The 18,607-nt window shown below is 61.9% G+C and carries 19 protein-coding genes and 1 tRNA gene; 15 read left to right on the top strand and 5 right to left on the bottom strand.

The window, feature by feature from the left end:
* Positions 1-2: 2 nt before the first annotated feature.
* The 3 genes from ltaE to OKC29_RS00490 all read right to left on the bottom strand — a co-directional run bounded on the left by ltaE (position 3) and on the right by OKC29_RS00490 (position 2,303).
* Entirely contained in the window at positions 3-1,022 is a 1,020-nt protein-coding gene (gene ltaE / locus OKC29_RS00500; protein ID WP_073349836.1) for a low-specificity L-threonine aldolase, read from the bottom strand.
* Positions 1,023-1,112: 90 nt separating this feature from the next.
* A complete protein-coding gene (locus OKC29_RS00495) occupies positions 1,113-1,814 on the bottom strand; it encodes an SDR family oxidoreductase (RefSeq protein ID WP_073349834.1) in 702 nt (233 codons plus the stop codon).
* An 81-nt stretch (positions 1,815-1,895) separates the two neighbouring features.
* On the bottom strand, positions 1,896-2,303 hold the full coding sequence (locus OKC29_RS00490) for a helix-turn-helix domain-containing protein (RefSeq protein WP_073349832.1): 408 nt from the start codon (positions 2,301-2,303) through the stop codon (positions 1,896-1,898).
* Between the two features lie 115 nt (positions 2,304-2,418).
* On the opposite strand from OKC29_RS00490, the gene OKC29_RS00485 reads away from it, so the two are divergent.
* The gene (locus OKC29_RS00485) at positions 2,419-3,318 is read left to right on the top strand and encodes an aldo/keto reductase (RefSeq protein WP_060389100.1); all 900 of its coding nucleotides are present in this window, start codon (positions 2,419-2,421) and stop codon (positions 3,316-3,318) included.
* 70 nt (positions 3,319-3,388) lie between these two features.
* Here the strand turns inward: OKC29_RS00485 and OKC29_RS00480 are convergent, their stop codons facing one another.
* Positions 3,389-3,667, bottom strand: coding sequence for an RNA recognition motif domain-containing protein (locus tag OKC29_RS00480; RefSeq protein ID WP_026080382.1), 279 nt, complete (start codon positions 3,665-3,667; stop codon positions 3,389-3,391).
* 219 nt (positions 3,668-3,886) lie between these two features.
* Positions 3,887-4,429, bottom strand: coding sequence for a hypothetical protein (locus OKC29_RS00475; RefSeq protein ID WP_049049044.1), 543 nt, complete (start codon positions 4,427-4,429; stop codon positions 3,887-3,889).
* A 175-nt stretch (positions 4,430-4,604) separates the two neighbouring features.
* Between OKC29_RS00475 and mepA the strand changes: the two genes are divergently transcribed.
* The 14 genes from mepA to nuoH all read left to right on the top strand — a co-directional run bounded on the left by mepA (position 4,605) and on the right by nuoH (position 18,584).
* Complete coding sequence (mepA, locus tag OKC29_RS00470; RefSeq protein WP_049049043.1) at positions 4,605-5,369, top strand: penicillin-insensitive murein endopeptidase; 765 nt, start codon at positions 4,605-4,607, stop codon at positions 5,367-5,369.
* A 42-nt stretch (positions 5,370-5,411) separates the two neighbouring features.
* On the top strand, positions 5,412-6,017 hold the full coding sequence (locus OKC29_RS00465) for a LemA family protein (RefSeq protein WP_162275663.1): 606 nt from the start codon (positions 5,412-5,414) through the stop codon (positions 6,015-6,017).
* Positions 6,014-6,745: a TPM domain-containing protein gene (locus OKC29_RS00460; protein ID WP_073349822.1), complete on the top strand. Its 732-nt coding sequence runs from the start codon at positions 6,014-6,016 to the stop codon at positions 6,743-6,745. Before OKC29_RS00465 ends, OKC29_RS00460 begins: the two co-directional genes overlap by 4 nt.
* Positions 6,746-6,765: 20 nt before the next feature.
* Positions 6,766-7,383, top strand: a complete 618-nt coding sequence (locus tag OKC29_RS00455) for a TPM domain-containing protein (protein ID WP_073349820.1) — start codon at positions 6,766-6,768, stop codon at positions 7,381-7,383.
* A 145-nt stretch (positions 7,384-7,528) separates the two neighbouring features.
* Positions 7,529-7,616: transfer RNA gene (locus OKC29_RS00450), tRNA-Ser, on the top strand.
* 439 nt (positions 7,617-8,055) lie between these two features.
* Positions 8,056-8,814, top strand: coding sequence for a flagellar motor protein (locus OKC29_RS00445; RefSeq protein WP_011705668.1), 759 nt, complete (start codon positions 8,056-8,058; stop codon positions 8,812-8,814).
* Positions 8,792-9,667 (top strand): flagellar motor protein MotB, encoded by an 876-nt coding sequence (locus tag OKC29_RS00440; protein ID WP_011705667.1) that lies wholly within the window; start codon positions 8,792-8,794, stop codon positions 9,665-9,667. Before OKC29_RS00445 ends, OKC29_RS00440 begins: the two co-directional genes overlap by 23 nt.
* Positions 9,668-9,925: 258 nt before the next feature.
* On the top strand, positions 9,926-10,330 hold the full coding sequence (locus OKC29_RS00435) for an NADH-quinone oxidoreductase subunit A (protein ID WP_016350419.1): 405 nt from the start codon (positions 9,926-9,928) through the stop codon (positions 10,328-10,330).
* 29 nt (positions 10,331-10,359) lie between these two features.
* Positions 10,360-11,034 (top strand): NuoB/complex I 20 kDa subunit family protein, encoded by a 675-nt coding sequence (locus tag OKC29_RS00430; protein ID WP_005299840.1) that lies wholly within the window; start codon positions 10,360-10,362, stop codon positions 11,032-11,034.
* A 2-nt stretch (positions 11,035-11,036) separates the two neighbouring features.
* Positions 11,037-12,842 carry an NADH-quinone oxidoreductase subunit C/D gene (nuoC, locus tag OKC29_RS00425; protein ID WP_011705665.1) on the top strand — a complete coding sequence of 602 codons (1,806 nt, stop codon included), beginning with the start codon at positions 11,037-11,039 and terminating at the stop codon, positions 12,840-12,842.
* Positions 12,843-12,903: 61 nt separating this feature from the next.
* Complete coding sequence (nuoE, locus tag OKC29_RS00420) at positions 12,904-13,446, top strand: NADH-quinone oxidoreductase subunit NuoE (RefSeq protein WP_060389069.1); 543 nt, start codon at positions 12,904-12,906, stop codon at positions 13,444-13,446.
* Positions 13,443-14,810: an NADH-quinone oxidoreductase subunit NuoF gene (nuoF, locus tag OKC29_RS00415; protein ID WP_073349816.1), complete on the top strand. Its 1,368-nt coding sequence runs from the start codon at positions 13,443-13,445 to the stop codon at positions 14,808-14,810. The genes nuoE and nuoF overlap by 4 nt, the downstream gene beginning before the upstream one ends.
* 79 nt (positions 14,811-14,889) lie before the next feature.
* Positions 14,890-17,619, top strand: coding sequence for an NADH-quinone oxidoreductase subunit NuoG (gene nuoG / locus OKC29_RS00410; RefSeq protein ID WP_073349814.1), 2,730 nt, complete (start codon positions 14,890-14,892; stop codon positions 17,617-17,619).
* Entirely contained in the window at positions 17,616-18,584 is a 969-nt protein-coding gene (nuoH, locus tag OKC29_RS00405) for an NADH-quinone oxidoreductase subunit NuoH (protein ID WP_011705661.1), read from the top strand. The genes nuoG and nuoH overlap by 4 nt, the downstream gene beginning before the upstream one ends.
* Positions 18,585-18,607: the final 23 nt, after the last annotated feature.

The following is an 18,607-nucleotide window of genomic DNA, read 5'->3' as shown; positions in this document are numbered from 1 at the left end:
CCTTAACGTACGACAAGGTACTCGGTGAAGGCATCGATCACCTCGTCGATGTCGTCATCGGTGATCTGCAGGTGGGTCACCAGCCGCATCTCGCCGTAACCGGAGAAGAGGATCCCCCGCTCCTTCATGAACGCGAGCAGCGCCTCGGCGTCCCCTTTCACCAGCCGCAGAAATACCATGTTGGTCTGCACCAGCGCGAGATCCAGCTCGATGCCGGGCAACGCGGCCAACCCTTCGGCCAGCCGTCTGGCACGGCGGTGATCATCCGCCAACCGGGCCACATGCTGATCGAGGGCAAACAGACCGGCCTGCGCCAGGATCCCCGCCTGGCGCATGCCGCCACCCAGCATCTTGCGCAGCCGTCTGGCGCGGGCGATGAAGACGCGAGAGCCCACCAGCAGCGACCCTACCGGTGCTCCCAGCCCCTTGGAGAGGCAGATGGAGATGCTGTCAAAGGGTGCGGCCAGCTCGTGTACCCCATGGCCGCTCGCCACGGCTGCGTTGAACAAACGGGCACCATCCAGATGCAGTTGCAACCCGCGTTCGTCGACGAACTTGCGCATCGCCTGCAGGTAGTGAAGAGGCAGCACCTTGCCGTTATGGGTGTTTTCAAGGCAGACCAGCCGGGTCTGTACAAAATGGGCATCATCAGGGGCGATCGCCGCGGCGACATCGGCCACTGCCAGCGAACCATCGGCCTGCATGGGCACCGCCTGCAGCGCGACCGAGCCCAGCACGGCGCTCCCCTGCGCCTCATAGCGATAGATGTGGGCCGCCTGACCCACGATGGCTCCCTCACCCCGCTGACAGTGGCTCATCACCGCCAGCAGGTTGGACATGGTGCCCGAGGGGACAAACAGTGCGGCCTCCTTGCCAAGCAGCTCGGCCCCGCGGGCCTCCAGTGCATTGACGCCGGGATCTTCCCCGTAGACATCATCCCCCACCTCGGCATGCAGCATGCTCTGACGCATGGCATCCGTGGGCTGGGTGACCGTATCACTTCGTAAATCGATATAGCGCATGACATCCCTCCTGAAGCAGGAGGATGACGTTAGCCAGCAGGAGCTGGCTTGGCAAGCGGGCCGTTTCCGGAATGTGAAGCCGGTGACGGCTTACCAGGGCAGCGGCTGGCCCTGCAGGTCGAGGAAGCCGCCGGACTGGGCCGGCGACAACTGGTTGATGAGATCAAGCAGACGCGGCGCCACCAGCGCCGGATCCTGCAAGGTCTCGGCCGCCAGTTCATCGAGAAAGGGTTGACTCATGGGGGTGGCCATCAGCCCCGGGTGCACGGTGACAACCCCGGCGGCGGGGAAGCGCTCCCGCCACTCGTGGGCCAACGTTCTTGCCCCCATGTTGAGCGCAGCCTTGCTCATCCGGTAGCTGTAACGGCTGCCCGTCTCGTTGGCGCCAAGACTGCCGGCCAGATCGGAAAGAGAGCAAAGCCAGAGGCGGGCATCCGGCGTCATTCGGCGGCTCAGGCAGGCGGCCAGAGCCAGCTGCGGCCAGGCGTTGGCAAGCAGGCTGTCGCACAGCCACCTGGGGTTGACCTCCTCCACCCGCCGCTCCGGCATGAAGTTGATGTCGTGCAGCAGGCCGATGGTGTTGATCACCACGCTCGGCAGCGGCGCCGTGTCATAGAGGGTGAACAAGGCATCGAAGGAGAGCACATCCACCTCCTGCAACGGGAAATAGCAGGCGGGATCCACGCCCTTGGGCAACTGCCTGCCGGCCAGCACCAGCTCCTCGCCACGGGCGGATAGCTCATGTGCCAGCGCCGCGCCCAATCCGCCGCTGCCCAAGATCAGATAGCCCATCACCCTCTCCCCGCTGCCCTCATCTGCTTTAGAGGGTATCAGAATAATCCCCGGCCGTTGCCCGGCCATCCCCATCCAGGCTCACGCCTCATGCAGGTGTTTGCCAAACTCCCGCGCCCGCGCCAGATCCAGAAATCCGTCAGCCTGCTTGTGACTGCGCAAGAACTGGTAGTAGGCGAGCAGGGTAACCAGCTCGCCTTCTGCGGGCAGGCGCTGCTGCGGCAACTGTTCCTGCAACAAGGTACCGGCGGCGCTCAGCGCTTCTCTGTCCACCACTTCCGCCTGCCGATAAAGGTAGCCGCAGCCGGTGGCAAGCCACTCCAGCGAGCAGTTGGCGGCCATGGCAATCTGGTTGGCCTTGCCAAGGCCGGGTTCGGCTCCTTTCAGATATTTACGGATCAGGGCCTCACTCAACCCCACCTTGCGGGCAAAGGCACTGATGCTGCCCGTCCCGATCAGGCTGTGCAAGCGCTCGGCAAAACCGTCCATTTCCTTCCCCTTCAGAACCAAAGTTCGAATTAACAAAAGCCGCATTATTGCCTTGCCAGCCAGAAGAGACCAAGATGCTGGCAGCATTTTTTCCCTTATCCGCCAAGGAGCCACCATGTCCGTATCCCGCCTCTCTCTGCATCCACAGGGCCCGACCTTTTCTCGCCTCATCATGGGTTACTGGCGTCTGATGGAGTGGCAACTCTCCCCGAACGCCCTGCTGGATCTGATGAAGTACCACCTGGATCTGGGGGTCACCACCATCGATCACGCCGATATCTATGGTGGCTACCAGTGCGAAGAGGCCTTCGGCAACGCCCTGCGCCTTGAACCCTCTCTGCGCAGCCGGATGGAGATCGTCAGCAAGTGTGGCATCGCCCTCACCGCCAAACCGGAACACGCGCTGAATCACTACAACACCGGCAAGGCGCACATCATCGCCAGTGCCGAGGCCTCCTTGCAAAAGCTGGCCACCGACCATCTGGATCTGCTGCTGATCCACCGCCCGGATCCCCTGATGGATGCCGACGAAGTGGCCGATGCCTTCATTACCCTCAAGCAGGCAGGCAAGATCAAGCATGCCGGGGTCTCCAACTTCACCCCTCGCCAGTTCGAGCTGCTGCAGTCGCGTCTGCCCTTCCCGCTGGTGACCAACCAGCTGGAGATCTCGCCGCTCAACCAGAGCACCACCCTGGACGGTACCCTGGACCAATGCCAGCAACTGCGCATCAAGCCGATGGCCTGGTCCTGCCTCGGTGGCGGGCGCCTGTTCCAGGCTCCCGAATATGCCCCGCTGCGTGCCGAACTCGAGCAGATCCGCCAGGAAGTGGGCGCCGAACAGATAGAACAGGTGGTCTACGCCTGGGTCATGATGCTGCCAAGCCAGCCGCTGCCGCTGATTGGCTCCGGCAAGCGGGAGCGAATTGCCGCCGCCGTGGCCGCTGAATCCATCGTCCTCAATCGCCAGCAGTGGTTCCGCATCCGCAAGGCGGCGCTCGGTTACGACGTACCCTGATTCGCCTGGCAAACGCCAGAAACAAAAACGGCATGGGGAAACCCATGCCGTTTTGCGTTATCGAGGCAGCTCAGCGATGACGCTGGGGGCGACCACGTGGTGCATCTGTCTTCGGCTTGGCCTGGTTGACTGTGATGGTACGGCCACCGATTTCGGTGCCATGCAAACCGGCGATGGCCTTTTCAGCCTCGCCATTGACAGGCATTTCAATGAAGCCAAACCCCTTGGACTGACCGGTATCGCGATCGATGATGATATCGACCTTGTCTACCTGCCCAAATTGGCTGAACACGGTTGTCAGTTCGTCGGCCGTCATCCGGTACGACAGATTACCTACGTAAATCTTCATGCCATCCACTCTCGATTCAAGGTGCCTTCTCTATCCAATCACCAACACAAAGGTAAGGGCACAACCCCCATGCCGGACCTGCCAGGGCATCATGCCTGGGCACTCCCCCGTACGGTTCACTCAAGTCATTGATCTCTTGGGTGAACAGAACGGGCAAGATCAATTCGAGTCACTGGCAGTATCTGAGCTTTGGGGAAGATTGTCGAGAAAATAGTCAGCTCATATGGGGAGCAGGGTATCCAGCAGCCCCTGCAGCGTGCGTCGACCATGCCAGGCGCGCTTAAAGCCAAAGCGATAGATGCCGGGCGCCACGACATGGGCGCCTTCCCGACTCAACCCCATCAGCGCAGTGGCGGCCGCCAACTGCTCATCGTTCAGCGCCAGATCCAGGCTGAAGGCCAGCCACTGACCATCGTGGCCCACCTTGCGATCCCGCTCGATCCCGACCAGTACCGATCTTGGCAAGGCCTGTGCCCGATCACTGCTGCCATTGAGCAGATAAAGATGCGTCTCGTCCCAGGCCAGCTCCGCCAGCCGCCAGCGCTGCCAGCTGCGAGGCAGTATCATCATCAGCAGCACTATGCCGCCAAACACCAGCCCCACCCAGGGCAGCAAGCCCATTTGCGGATAACCCAGACCGACGGCGGCCAGCACGGTGACCAGGCTCGCCAGCAACAGCACCACCATCACCGGATAGAAACGGCGAGCAGGGGGCATCAGCCAGACCAGTCCCTCTTTGTTCACCAGCTCACTGACCTTCATTCTCTTCTCCTCTTGCCTGTGCGTTCACACGCCCTGGATGCACCAATTTTGTCGCGCATTGTGCGCGAGCCCGACACCGGGATGCAACCGGGCTCGCTCATCGGGTGACGGCCTCACCGGACTCTTGGTATCATTCTCTTCATCTGAGCCCATTCGCATGCTTGTCGGGAGTCTCATGCTTGCCACCACCCTGCTCTTCATGGCCAGTACCTTTCTTGCCGAACCTCATCCCCACCAGGCTGAAGCGATTGGCGGCTACTCCGCCGGCTGCCTCAAGAACGGGGTAGCGCTGCCGCTGACCGGCCCCGGCTATCAGGTGATCCGCACCAAGCGACTGCGCTACTACGGCCACCCCGAGCTCATCGCCTACCTGACCACCCTGGCCAACCAGACCCGCATGGCCGGCATGCCGGATCTCTATATCGCCGATCTCGCCATGGCCCACGGCGGCCCCTTCACCTCCGGTCACCGCAGCCACCAAACCGGCCTTGACGCCGACATCTGGTTTCGCATGGCCAACCAGCCCATCTCAACATGGGAGCAGGATGCCCCCAAAGAGTGGGCGCTGATCGATGAGCCCAGCTACCGGGTGCTGCCCGGGCGCTTCGGCCCCCAGCAGCTAAACCTGCTGCGTTTGGCGGCAAGCAAGCCCGAGGTCGCCCGCATCTTCATCAACCCGGTGCTCAAGGCCGAGGTATGCAAACGGGCGCCTGATGAACCCTGGGTCGCCAAATTGCGCCCCTGGGTCGGCCACTTCAGCCACTTTCATGTGCGTCTGCGCTGCCCGGCCGGCAGCCCTGATTGCCAGCCTCAGGCGCCGATCCCGCCCGGCAACGGCTGCGGCGCCGAACTGGCCTCCTGGCTCAAAGACAAGCCGCAACTGCCCAAGGTTTCGATGGCTTATCACAAACCCAGGCTGCCCGCCCGTTGTGGCGGTTGACCACAAGCTGGTATGGTGAGCCGTTATCTGCAAAAAATGTCAATGGAGAACAACAAGATGGCCACTTCACTCTGGCAGAGGGCAACCCAGTCCCTGTTGGTTATGAGCCTGCTGCTGGGCCTGACCGGTTGCGGCATGAACAATATTCCGACCCTGGATGAGCAGGTCAAGGCGAGCTGGGGCCAGGTCGAAAACCAGTATCAGCGCCGTGCCGATCTGGTCCCCAATCTGGTGGCCACCGTCAAGGGTTACGCCAGCCACGAGCAGGAGACCCTCAAGGCAGTGACCGATGCCAGAGCCCGGGTGGGCAGCCTGCAGGTCAGCGATCCCGCCCAGCTCAAGGAGTTTGAAGCGGCCCAGAACCAGCTCTCCGGCGCCCTCTCCCGGCTGATGGTGGTGGTCGAGCGCTACCCGGAACTCAAAGCGGATCAGCAATTCCTCACTCTGCAGGCCCAGCTGGAAGGCACCGAAAACCGTATCTCGGTGGCCCGGCGCGACTACATAGAAGCGGTTCGTCAGTTCAATACCGAGATCCGCACCTTCCCCGGCGTTATCTGGTCCAAGCTGCTCTACTCGGATCTGGAGGCCAAACCCACGTTCAGCGCCAAGCCCGGTGCCGATGAGGCGCCCAAGGTCAGCTTCCAATGAAGCGCGTGATCCATGCCTTGTTGTCCTGCCTGCTGTTGTGGACGGCGGTGGTGTCCGCCGCCCCCACCTTTCCCGCCTTGAGCGGGCGAGTGGTGGACGAGGCCAACCTGATGTCCCGCAAGCAGGCACACCAGCTCACCCAGCAGCTGGCGGCATTCGAGAAGCGCAGCGGCATCCAGCTGGTGGTGGTCTCCATCGACACGCTGGCGGGCGACACCATCGAGGAGTACGGCTATCAGCTCGGCCGTCACTGGGGCATCGGCCAGAAGGGAAAAGATAACGGGGTGCTGCTGCTGATCGCCCAGGATGAACGCAAGGTACGCATCGAGGTGGGTTACGGGCTGGAAGGTGCCCTGCCCGATGCCATCGCCGCCAACATCATCCAAACCCGGATCCTGCCCGCGTTCAAACGCGGCGACATGGTGGCCGGGGTAGTCGCCGGCAGCCAGGCGATCATGCAGGCGCTGGCGGGCGAGTACAAACCGGTAGAGAACGCCAGCAAGGATAAGCTGGGCGGGCCCTGGCTGTTCATTCTGATGGTGATTGTGATGATCGTGCTGCACAACCTGCGTGGCGGTGGTGGCGGCGGCAGAGGTGGCCGGCGCCGCGCCGCTTACCTTGCCGGTGGCTTCGGTGCCGGTCGCTCCGGTGGTGGCTTTGGTGGCGGCGGCGGTTTCAGTGGAGGGGGCGGCAGTTTCGGCGGCGGCGGTGCCTCCGGTGGTTGGTAACAGGGATTAAGAGACAACACATGATTTCGAAACAGTTCTTTCACACGCTGCAGGCCAAGGTCAAACAGGCGGAGCAGGCAACCGATGCCGAGCTGGTGACCGTACTGGCCCCCGCCAGCGACGGCTATCGCTACATCCCCACCCTGTGGGCGGCGCTGCTGGCCATGCTCACCCCGCTGCTGGTATTCGAGCTCGGTTTCTGGCTCGGCTGGTACGAAATCCTGCTGGTGCAGTGGTCGGTCTGGCTGGTGCTGAGCATCCTGTTCCACTGGACCCCCATCAAGATGTACCTGATCCCCAAACAGGTTCGCCAGCACAGGGCTGCCCTGATGGCACGCCTGCAGTTTGTCGAACAGGGGTTGCATCGTACCCGGGACAGGCTGGGGGTGCTGATCTTCGTCTCGGTGGCCGAGCACTACGTGGAGATTCTGGTGGATGACGGCATCGCCCAGCACATCGACAATGGCCAGTGGCAGGAGATCATCGATGACTTCACCCGCCGGGTGCGCAACAAGGAGGTGGAGCAGGGTTTCCTCGAGTGCATCGAGCGGACCAGCGCCATTCTCACCGACGCCTTCCCCGCTACCCGTGACCAGAACGAGCTGCCGGACAGCCTGATCATCCTCCCCAAGCCCTGATCGGGTTTAAAAAACCGGCATTCTGTTCAAGGGATAGGCGTTCGATAAAGATTATGAAAAATAAGGGGAAAAGTGGTTGACCCAGGCAGCCCTTTCCCCTAAATTACGCCCCGTTCCAGCGCAACGGCGCTGCGAGCGAAAATTTGGTGAGGTGTCCGAGTGGCTGAAGGAGCACGCCTGGAAAGTGTGTATACGGCAACGTATCGAGGGTTCGAATCCCTCCCTCACCGCCAAATTTAAAGAACCGACCTGATGGTCGGTTTTTTGCTTTTTGGGTTTTCAGATGCGTAACTCCCGTTAGAAAAAGCAACCCCCCACAGGGGCAAGCAACGTTACCTGTGGCGAACGGCTGGCTTCCACCCCGAAAGGATCACGCAGAGTGACGCATCTCTCCCCATCACCCAATCTAAAAAAACTGGCTCAGGTGCCGGTTTTTACCTTTCAGCATTTGCAGTCTGATACGCCAGACCCCATTCTCGTCAAAATCCCGCGACAGCCCCCTCTTTTTCGGTAAAACGCCCTTCGTGGCCCGGCTCCTTGCCACCCGGGAAAGAAATCTGTCCATCAAGGTCAAGGCTCTGACTTTATTGCTCATCGATTGGATATCATTTTGAAAAACTGATACTTAAATAGCTACACTAGCCATTATCAATATTCAGGGATGTATAAAAAATGAGTTTAATCGGCTTGGTCCTGGCATTGATCGCCATCCTGGGCGGCAACATGATCGAGGGTGGACATCCCAGCGCCCTGCTCGATCTGCCCGCCTTCCTCATCGTGATCGGAGGTACCATAGGTGCCGCCTTGACCCAGTTCCCCTTCTCCGTTGTCGGCAGCACTCTCAAGCGTTTCAAGTGGCTGCTGGCCCCCCTCAAACTCGACATGCAGCAGCAGGCCGAACTGCTGGAAAACCTGGCCGGTAACGCCAGACGCAGCGGCATGCTGGCTCTTGAAGGCATGATCGACGAGATCAAGGATCCCTTCCTGCAAAAAGGGGTGCAGATGATGGTCGATGGCTACGAGAAGACCAAGATCCACGAGGTGCTGGAGAACGAGATCGAGTTCGAGCAAGAAGATCTCGAGCAGACCGTCAAATTCTATGAAGCCATGGGCGGCTACTGCCCGACCATGGGGATCGTCGGCGCCGTGTTCGGCCTGATCCACGCCATGGGCCTGCTGGATGCCCCTGACAAACTGGGTGGCGCCATCGCGGTGGCCTTTATCGCCACCATCTATGGGGTATCGGCCGCCAACCTCATCTTTTTACCATTTGGCAACCGCTACAAAGGGTTTGCCCATCAGATCCGCCACTACAAGGAGATGACCCTGACCGGTATCCTCTGCATCGTGGATGGCGAATCCCAGCAACGCCTGCAAGTCACCCTCGAACCCTATCTCGGAGGCCACGGTGGCAAAAAAGAAAAAGGCTGAAGCGCCGGAGAACCACGAACGCTGGCTGGTCTCCTATGCCGACTTCATGACACTGCTGTTCGCCCTGTTCGTGGTGCTCTACTCCTTTGCCATGGCCAAGCAGTCTGAAACCCGGGTGCTGATCCAGGGCTTCATCGAATCGCTGGGCAAAATTGGCCTCATCTCCCCTGCCGCGGGCTCCCCCGTGATGCAGGGCGGTACCGGGATCCTGGAACCCGAGTCCAAAACCACTCCCAGCAGCCCGAAGAAGGAGACGGTATTGGAGAAGGATGCCCCCATGGCCGCCTCGGACCCCTTCAACGAGACCATAGGTGCCTCGGAAAAGCCGAGCGCAACGGAATCATGGCCTCACAAGACCAAGGAGCAGGAGTGGGTGCAGGTCACCAAGAAGAAGCTGGAGCAACAGCTCAAGGCACAGATTGAATCCAAGGATCTGGAGGTGGAACAACTGGGCAGCCAGCTGGTGATCCGCATCGGCGAGAAGGCGCTGTTCCCGGCCGACTCCGCCTTCCTGCAGCCCCAGTTCATCCCGCTGGTCAACAAGATCTCCGGCATTCTGGCTGACATTCCGGGCAAGGTGGTGGTCACCGGCCACACCGACAACTCCCAGGCCCCGGTAGAGCTCTATCGCAGCAACTGGGAACTGTCGGTATTGCGCTCCGCCTCCATCGTGCACACATTGCTGACCAACCCCAAACTCGATGCCACCCGGGTCATCGCCCAGGGGGTAGCAGATGCCCAGCCACGCTATCCCAATGACACACCCGAGCATCGTCAGGCCAACCGTCGGGTCGAGATCACCCTCTCCCAGGGCAAGGCAGCCGAAGAGGCGCTACCCATCCTCAAACCCTGATCGAGCAGACCCCGCCTTGCGGGGTCTCTCATTTCACGATTAGTTTATTTTTCACACGATCCCGCCATTTCCGTCACATCCTAAAAGCGATTGAAAATGATTCTCAAATAGGAACATTGACTCCGCTAGCAAAATACGATTTTCCTCCCGATGATTAATAATTAATCCTTTGAAATGACATGTAAATCAGTACGAAAGTGGCATAATACGTAACATCCTTGTTAAGTCGCGTGATTAATTCGGTTAGGGAAAACTCCTATGTTTGCTGATATTGCTGTCCAGCATTGGGCTTTTGCTGTCTATGTAGTTGGGGCCATCTGCATCTGCCTGACCATGATCGGCCTTGCCGCCCTGCTGGGTGGTAGAGCCTATGGTCGTGCCAAGAACAAACCCTTCGAATCTGGCGTCGATTCGGTGGGCAATGCCCGTCTACGCTTCTCCGCCAAGTTCTATCTGGTTGCCATGTTCTTCGTCATCTTCGACGTCGAGGCACTCTACCTCTTCGCCTGGTCCGTCTCCGTTCGAGAAAGCGGCTGGGTCGGTTTCATCGAAGCCACCATCTTTATCTCCCTGCTGCTGGTAGGACTCGTCTACCTGTGGCGCATTGGCGCCCTCGACTGGGCACCGAAAAAGCGCGTCCTGACCGACAAGAAGCCAGACTGAATTACTGATTATCCCTTTGAGGTTGCACCATGAAGTACACCCTGACCCGGATCGACCCAGATGCGCCCGTTGAGCGCTACCCCCAGGAACAGCGCCAGACCGTCGAGGATCCCCTGGCTCAAGAGGCCTCACGCGGCATCATGATCGGGCGCCTCGAAGAGGTGCTGCAAGACACTGTCAACTGGGGCCGCAAGAACTCCCTCTGGCCTTACAACTTCGGCATCTCCTGCTGCTACGTAGAGATGTGTACCGCCTTCACCTCCCCCCATGATGTGGCCCGCTTCGGTGCCGAAGTCATTCGTGCCTCACCGCGCCAGGCCGATTTCATGGTGATCGCCGGCACCCCCTTCATCAAGATGGCCCCCGTCATCCAGCGTCTGTATGAACAGCTGCTCGAACCCAAGTGGGTCATCTCCATGGGTGCCTGCGCCAACTCCGGCGGCATGTACGACATCTACTCGGTTGTTCAGGGCGTCGACAAGTTCCTGCCGGTCGACGTCTATATTCCGGGTTGTCCACCCCGTCCCGAGGCATTCCTGCAAGCGCTGATGCTGCTGCAAGACTCCATCGGCAAGGAGCGCCGTCCGCTCTCCTGGGTGGTTGGCGATCAGGGCATCTATCGCCCTCAAATGCCTGCCGAGAAAGACCGCAAGCGTGGCGAGCGGATCAACGTCACCAACCTGCGCACGCCGGATGAGATCTGACCATGAAACTGACTCGAGAATTCCCCAGCAACTACGCCATGGCCCAGTGGCAACCGAGTGATCACAAAGACGCTCAGGTGATCGGCGAGCTGTTCGCCCATTTCGGTGCCGAACGTTTCACCATCCAGAATACCCGTACCGGCGTGCCGGTGGTCTGGCTCTCCCGCGAGCTGCTGCTGGATGTCATGGGCTTTCTGCGCAAGCTCCCCTCCCCGTTCGTGATGCTGTTCGATCTCAGCGCCACCGACGAGCGGATGCGCAGCCATCGCCACGATCTGCCCGACAGCGACTTCACCGTCTTCTATCACCTCATTTCCATCGATCGCAACGCCGACCTGATGCTGAAGGTGCCGCTCAAGGAAGGTGATCTGACGCTGCCCACCGTCAGCCGCCACTTCCCCAACGCCAACTGGTATGAACGGGAAGTGTGGGATCTGATGGGCATCAATTTCGATGGTCACCCCCACCTGACCCGCATCATGATGCCCAAGAGCTGGCAGGGTCACCCGCTGCGCAAGGATTATCCGGCGCGCGCCACCGAATTCGATCCCTTCATGCTCGATGCGGTCAAACAGGATCAGGAGCAGGACAACCTGCTGTTCAAACCGGAAGAGTGGGGCATGGCCCGTGGCAACGAGAACGAGGACTACATGTTCTTGAACCTCGGCCCCAACCACCCCTCCGCCCACGGCGCCTTCCGCCTGGTGCTGCAGCTCGATGGCGAGGAGATCCGCGACTGCGTGCCCGACATCGGCTATCACCACCGCGGGGCCGAGAAGATGGGCGAGCGCCAGTCCTGGCACAGCTACATCCCCTACACCGACCGGGTCGAGTACTTAGGGGGCGTCATGAACAACCTGCCTTACGTGCTGGCGGTCGAGAAGCTGGCGGGCATCAAGGTGCCACAGCGGGTCGACATGATCCGGGTGATGCTGGCGGAACTGTTCCGCATCCAGAGTCACCTGCTGTTCATCGGTACCTATATTCAGGACGTAGGTGCCATGACCCCGGTCTTCTTCACCTTCACCGACCGGCAGCGGATTTACACCATCATCGAAGCCATCACCGGCGCCCGTATGCATCCGGCCTGGTTCCGCATCGGCGGCGTGGCCCACGATCTGCCCGTCGGCTGGCAGCGACTGGTGCAGGACAACCTGTTGAGCTGGCTGCCCAAGCGGCTGATGGACTATGAGAAGGCCGCCATGCGCAACAGCATCCTGCGTGGCCGTACCATCGGTGTCGCCGCCTACAACACAGAGCAGGCGCTGGCCTGGGGCACCACGGGCGGCGGTCTGCGCGCCACCGGCCTCAACTTCGACGTGCGCAAGTGGCGCCCCTACTCCGGCTACGATCAGTTCGAATTCGAGGTGCCGGTCGGTGCCAACGGCGATGCCTACGATCGCGCCCTGGTGCGCATCGAGGAGGTGCGCCAGAGCATGCGCATCATAGAGCAGTGCATGAAGAACATGCCGGAGGGGCCGTTCAAGGCGGATCACCCGCTCACCACGCCGCCGCCCAAAGAGCGCACCCTGCAGGACATCGAGACCCTGATCACCCACTTCCTGCAAGTGTCGTGGGGCCCGGTCATGCCGGCCGCCGAGTCCTTCCAGATGATCGAGGCGACCAAGGGGATCAACAGTTATTACCTGACCAGCGATGGCTCCACCATGAGCTACCGGACCCGGATCCGCACCCCGAGCTTTGCTCACCTGCAACAGATCCCCTCGGTGATCCGTGGCCAGATGGTGTCGGACCTCATCGTCTATCTGGGCAGTATCGATTTCGTTATGTCGGATGTGGACCGTTGAGTAACGGCTGTTACCAAGACCCGTTACACGACAAAAAGGACAAGCCACAAAAGGTTAAGCCATGAGCCAGCAATGTCAGTGCCAACACAATCAGTCCCCGCAGGGACAGAGTTCATGCCAGAGCAAGGGGAACGATTTCGTCCTGAGCCAGGCAGAACGCGATGCCATCGAGCATGAGAAACACCACTACGAAGATCCCCGTGCCGCCAGCATTGAAGCGCTCAAGATAGTGCAGCAGGCCCGCGGCTGGGTACCTGACGGTGCCATCCACGCCATCGCCGCCGAGCTCGGCATCCCCGCCAGCGACGTGGAGGGAGTCGCCACCTTCTACAGCCAGATCTTCCGCCAGCCGGTCGGTCGCCACATCATCCGCGTCTGCGACAGCATGGTGTGCTACATCAACGGCCACGAACAACTGCTGGCCGGCCTGAAAGAGGTGATGGACCTGGCCCCCGGCCAGACCTCTGCCGACGGCCGCTTCACCCTGCTGCCGGTCTGCTGCCTCGGCAACTGCGACAAGGGGCCGGCGCTGATGATCGACGATGACACCTACGGTGGGCTCGACGCCGTCAGCCTGCTCAAGACCCTGGAGGCTTACCCATGAGTCTGGCATCCCTTGGTACCGCCAATCGCATCGCCCGTGCGGCCGAGACCCATCCCCTCACCTGGCGGCTGCGCGACGACGGCCAGCCGGTCTGGCTGGATGAATACCAGAGCAAGCAGGGTTACGATGCGGCCCGCAAGGCACTGGGCCAGATGAGCCCGGACGAGATCGTCGGCACCGTCAAGGATGCCGGCCTCAAGGGTCGCGGCGGCGCCGGTTTCTCCACCGGCGTGAAGTGGGGCCTGATGCCCAAAGACGAGAGCATGAACATCCGTTACCTGCTCTGCAACGCCGACGAGATGGAGCCGAACACCTACAAGGATCGGCTGTTGATGGAGCAGCTGCCCCACCTGCTGATTGAAGGGATGATCATCTCGGCCAAGGCCCTCAAGGCCTACCGTGGCTACATCTTTTTGCGCGGTGAGTACGTCGATGCCGCAGCCAACCTGCGCCGCGCGGTGGAGGAGGCCAAGGCTGCCGGTCTGCTCGGCAAGAACATCCTGGGCTCGGGCTTTGACTTCGAGCTGTTCGTCCACACCGGCGCGGGTCGTTACATCTGCGGCGAAGAGACGGCGCTCATCAACTCCCTGGAAGGGCGCCGCGCCAACCCGCGCGCCAAGCCCCCCTTCCCCGCCGTTTCCGGCGTCTGGGGAAAGCCCACCTGCGTCAACAACGTCGAGACCCTGTGCAACGTGCCCGCCATCATCGGCAACGGTGTGGCCTGGTATCAGGGGCTGTCGCTGCCAGGTTCGGAAGATCACGGCACCAAGCTGATGGGCTTCTCCGGCAAGGTCAACAACCCCGGCCTGTGGGAGCTGCCGTTTGGCATCACCGCCCGCGAGCTGTTCGAAAACTATGCCGGCGGCATGAAGCCCGGCTATCGCCTGAAAGCCTGGCAACCCGGCGGTGCCGGTACCGGCTTCCTGCTGCCCGAGCACCTGGATGCCCAGATGTACGCCGGCGGCATCGGCAAGGTCGGCACCCGGATGGGCACGGGCCTTGCCATGGCGGTGGATGACAGCATCAACATGGTCTCCCTGCTGCGCAACATGGAAGAGTTCTTCGCCCGCGAGTCTTGCGGCTGGTGCACTCCCTGCCGCGACGGCCTGCCCTGGAGCGTCAAGCTGCTGCGTGCGCTGGAGCGGGGCGAGGGTCAGCCAGGGGATCTCGCCACCCTGGAGCAGCTGGTCAGCTTCCTCGGCCCAGGCAAGACCTTCTGCGCCCATGCCCCTGGCGCCATCGAGCCGCTGGGCAGTGCGATGAAGTATTTCCGGTCGGAATTCGAGGCCGGCGTCAAGGCGCCGCAGGATAATCGCAAGCAGCTCAAGGGTATCCAGCCCAACCTGCTGGGCGAGCGCTGGTAAGGCACGCAGGGCGCCCGCCGCGGGCCCGCTGAACCGGCGCGAGCCAAAGAATTTATCTCATTGAAGTCAGGGAAGTTGTATGGCCACCATTCATGTAGACGGTAAAGAGTACGAGGTAGACGGGGCAGATAACCTGCTGCAAGCCTGTCTGTCCCTTGGTCTGGACGTCCCCTATTTTTGCTGGCACCCGGCGCTCGGTAGCGTCGGCGCCTGCCGCCAGTGTGCGGTGAAACAGTATCAGAATGCCGACGACAAGCGCGGCCGCCTGGTCATGTCCTGCATGACCCCCTCCACCGATGGCACCTATATCTCCATCGAAGATGAAGAGGCGAAGGAGTTCCGCAAGACGGTGGTGGAGTGGCAGATGACCAACCACCCCCACGACTGCCCGGTGTGCGAAGAGGGTGGCTCCTGCCACCTGCAGGACATGACGGTGATGACCGGCCACAACAGCCGCCGCTACCGTTTCACCAAACGCACCCACCAGAATCAGGATCTGGGCCCCTTCATCAACCACGAGATGAACCGCTGCATCGCCTGCTATCGCTGCGTCCGTTACTACAAGGACTACGCCGGCGGCGAGGACCTCGGGGTCTACGGCGCCCACGACAACGTCTACTTCGGCCGGGTCGAGGACGGCACCCTGGAGAGCGAGTTCTCCGGCAACCTGGTGGAGGTCTGCCCTACCGGCGTGTTCACCGACAAGACCCACTCCGAGCGCTACAACCGCAAGTGGGACATGCAGTTCGCCCCCAGCATCTGCCAAGGCTGCTCGGTCGGCTGCAACATCAGCCCGGGTGAGCGTTATGGCGAACTGCGCCGCATCGAGAACCGTTATCACGGCGCACTGAACCACTACTTCCTGTGTGACCGCGGCCGCTTCGGCTACGGTCACGTCAATCTGACCGACCGCCCGCGCCAGCCCCTGCTGCAGGATGGCAGTGACAAGCTGGCCATCACGGTGGACGGTGCCCTGAACCGTGCTGCCGATGCCCTGCGCACCGCCGCCGGCGTCATCGGCATCGGCTCGCCCCGCGCGTCGCTTGAGAGCAACTTCGCTCTGCGCGAACTGGTGGGGGCCGCCAACTTCTACAGCGGCGTCGAGCAAAGCGAATGGGAATGCCTGCAGAAGATGCTGCAGATCCTGCAGCACGGCGGCGTGCGCACCCCCAGCCTGCGTGACATGGAAGAGGCCGATGCCGTGCTGGTGCTCGGCGAGGATGTCACCCAGACCGCCGCCCGCATCGCCCTGGCTCTGCGTCAGGCCGTCAAGGGCAAGGGCCGCGAAATCGCCCGTAAGCTGAAGGTGGATCTGTGGCAGGTCGCCGCGGTGCAGACCCTGGCCCAGAACGAGCGCTACCCGCTGCTGATCACCAGCCTGGACAGCACCCGACTGGACGACGTGGCGAGCGGCACCCTGCACGCTCCCCACGCGGATCAGGCGCGCCTCGGCTTTGCCATCGCCCATCTGCTCGATGGCAGCGCCCCTGCCCTGACCGATCTCGCCCCCGAGCAGCAGACCCTGGCCGCCAGCTGGGCCGCGCTGCTCGGCAACGCCAAGAAGCCGCTCATCATCGCCGGCACCGGTGCCCGCAGCCAGGCGCTGCTTGAGGCAGCCAGCAACATCGCCCGCGCCCTCAAGGGCCGTGGCCAGGCCGTGGAGCTCGCTCTGGTCGCTCAGGAGACCAACAGCCTGGGGCTGGCCATGCTGGCCGGCAATGCCGCCCCGCTGGAAGCCGCCCTCGAGCGTATCGAAAGAGAAGAGAAGCTCGCGCTGGTGATGCTCGAGAACGATCTCTACCGCCGCGCACCGCGCAGCCGTGTCGATGCCGCCATCGACCGTCTGCAGCACCTGCTGGTGGTCGACCATCAGGACACCGGCACAGCCCAGAAGGCGAACCTGGTGCTGCCTGCCGCCAGCTTCGCCGAGGCCGACGGTACCCTCATCAACATGGAAGGCCGCGCCCAGCGTTTCTTCCAGGTTTATGCCCCCGCCTTCTACGACGCCGACATCCAGGTGCGTGAGAGCTGGCGCTGGCTGGCCGCCCTGCAAGGCGTGCTGGATCGCAAACCGCTGCGCTGGAACACCTTCGACGAGGTGAGCAGTGCCTGCGCCGCCAGCGCCCCGCTGCTGACCAGCATGCGCGAGGCCGCACCCAACGCGGGTCTGCGCATCCGTGGCATGAAGCTCGCCCGCGAGCCGCACCGCTACAGTGGCCGTACCTCCATGCTGGCGGATCAGAACGTGAGCGAGCCCAGAGTCGCCCAGGATCCCGACTCGCCCTTCAACTTCTCCATGGAAGGCTACGCCGGTGCCCGCCAGCCGCTGCAACAGGTGCCGTTCGCCTGGGCGCCGGGCTGGAACTCCCCGTCCGCCTGGAACAAGTTCCAGGATGAAGTGGGTGGCAACCTGCGCGCCGGGGATCCCGGTCGCCGTCTGCTGGAAGCGGGCGAGGACAGCCTCGGCTGGTTCGACACCGTCCCCGCCCCGTTCAGCGCCAAAGAGGCGCTGCAGGTGGTGAGCTATGACCAGCTGTTTGGCGGCGAAGAGCTGTCTGCCAGAAGCCCGGTCATCCAGGCCCGCATGAGCGAGCCCGTGCTGGTGCTGAACCCGGCCGACGCCAACCGTCTCGCCCTCAGTGCCGGCAGCCAGGTCGCCTTCTCCTGGGGTGGCCACCACTGGCGGCTGACCCTGCGTCTGAGCGAGCATCTGACCGCAGGTCTGGTGGGTCTGCCGCTCGGTGTCAACGGTCTGCCGACCGCCCTGCACCAGCAATATCTCGCTAACCTGCAGGAGGCCATCGCATGAGTGACTCTCTGATCGATCTGTTGCTGGAAATCGGCAAGGCATTGATCGTGCTGGTGGGGATCGTGGGGGCCGGCGCCTTCATGAGCTTCATCGAACGCCGTCTGCTGGCGCTGTGGCAGGATCGTTACGGCCCCAACCGGGTAGGCCCCTTCGGCCTGCTGCAGCTGGCGGCCGACATGATCAAGATGTTCTTCAAAGAGGACTGGATCCCGCCATTCGCCGATCGCCGGATCTTCGTGCTGGCCCCCATCATCGCCTTTACCGCCTTCATTCTGGCGTTTGCGGTGGTGCCGATCACCCCCACCTGGGGCGTGGCGGACCTCAACGTGGGGCTGCTCTACATCCTGGCCATCGCAGGGCTGGCGGTCTACGCCGTGCTGTTCGCCGGCTGGTCGAGCAACAACAAGTACTCATTGCTCGGCAGCCTGCGCGCCTCGGCTCAGACCCTCTCCTACGAGGTGTTCCTGGGCCTCTCCTTGATGGGTATCGTCATCCAGACCGGCAGCTTCAACCTGCGGGATATCGTGGAAGCCCAGGCAGGACTGTGGAACGTGATCCCCCAGATCCTGGGCTTCATCACCTTCCTGTTTGCCGGCGTCGCCGTCACCCACCGCCATCCGTTTGACCAGCCGGAGGCCGAGCAGGAGCTCGCCGACGGTTATCACATCGAGTATGCGGGCATGAAATGGGGTCTGTTCTTCGTGGGCGAGTACATCGGCATCGTGCTGATCTCTTCGCTCATCGTAACCCTGTTCTTCGGTGGCTGGCACGGCCCCTGGCTGCCGCCTTTCATCTGGTTTGCCCTGAAGACCGCCTGTTTCATGGTGTTCTTCATCCTGCTGCGGGCCTCCCTGCCCCGCCCCCGCTTTGACCAGGTGATGTCGTTTGGCTGGAAAGTCTGCCTGCCGCTGACCCTGCTCAACATGCTGGTCACCGGCGCCGTGGTGCTGATGAATGCGCAGTGAGGCCGCAATGGACAGAAAAATTG

The sequence above is a fragment of the Aeromonas sp. QDB34 genome (genome assembly GCF_027705405.1).
Taxonomy (GTDB): domain Bacteria; phylum Pseudomonadota; class Gammaproteobacteria; order Enterobacterales; family Aeromonadaceae; genus Aeromonas; species Aeromonas hydrophila.
This window is presented reverse-complemented; position numbering and strand designations above follow the sequence as displayed.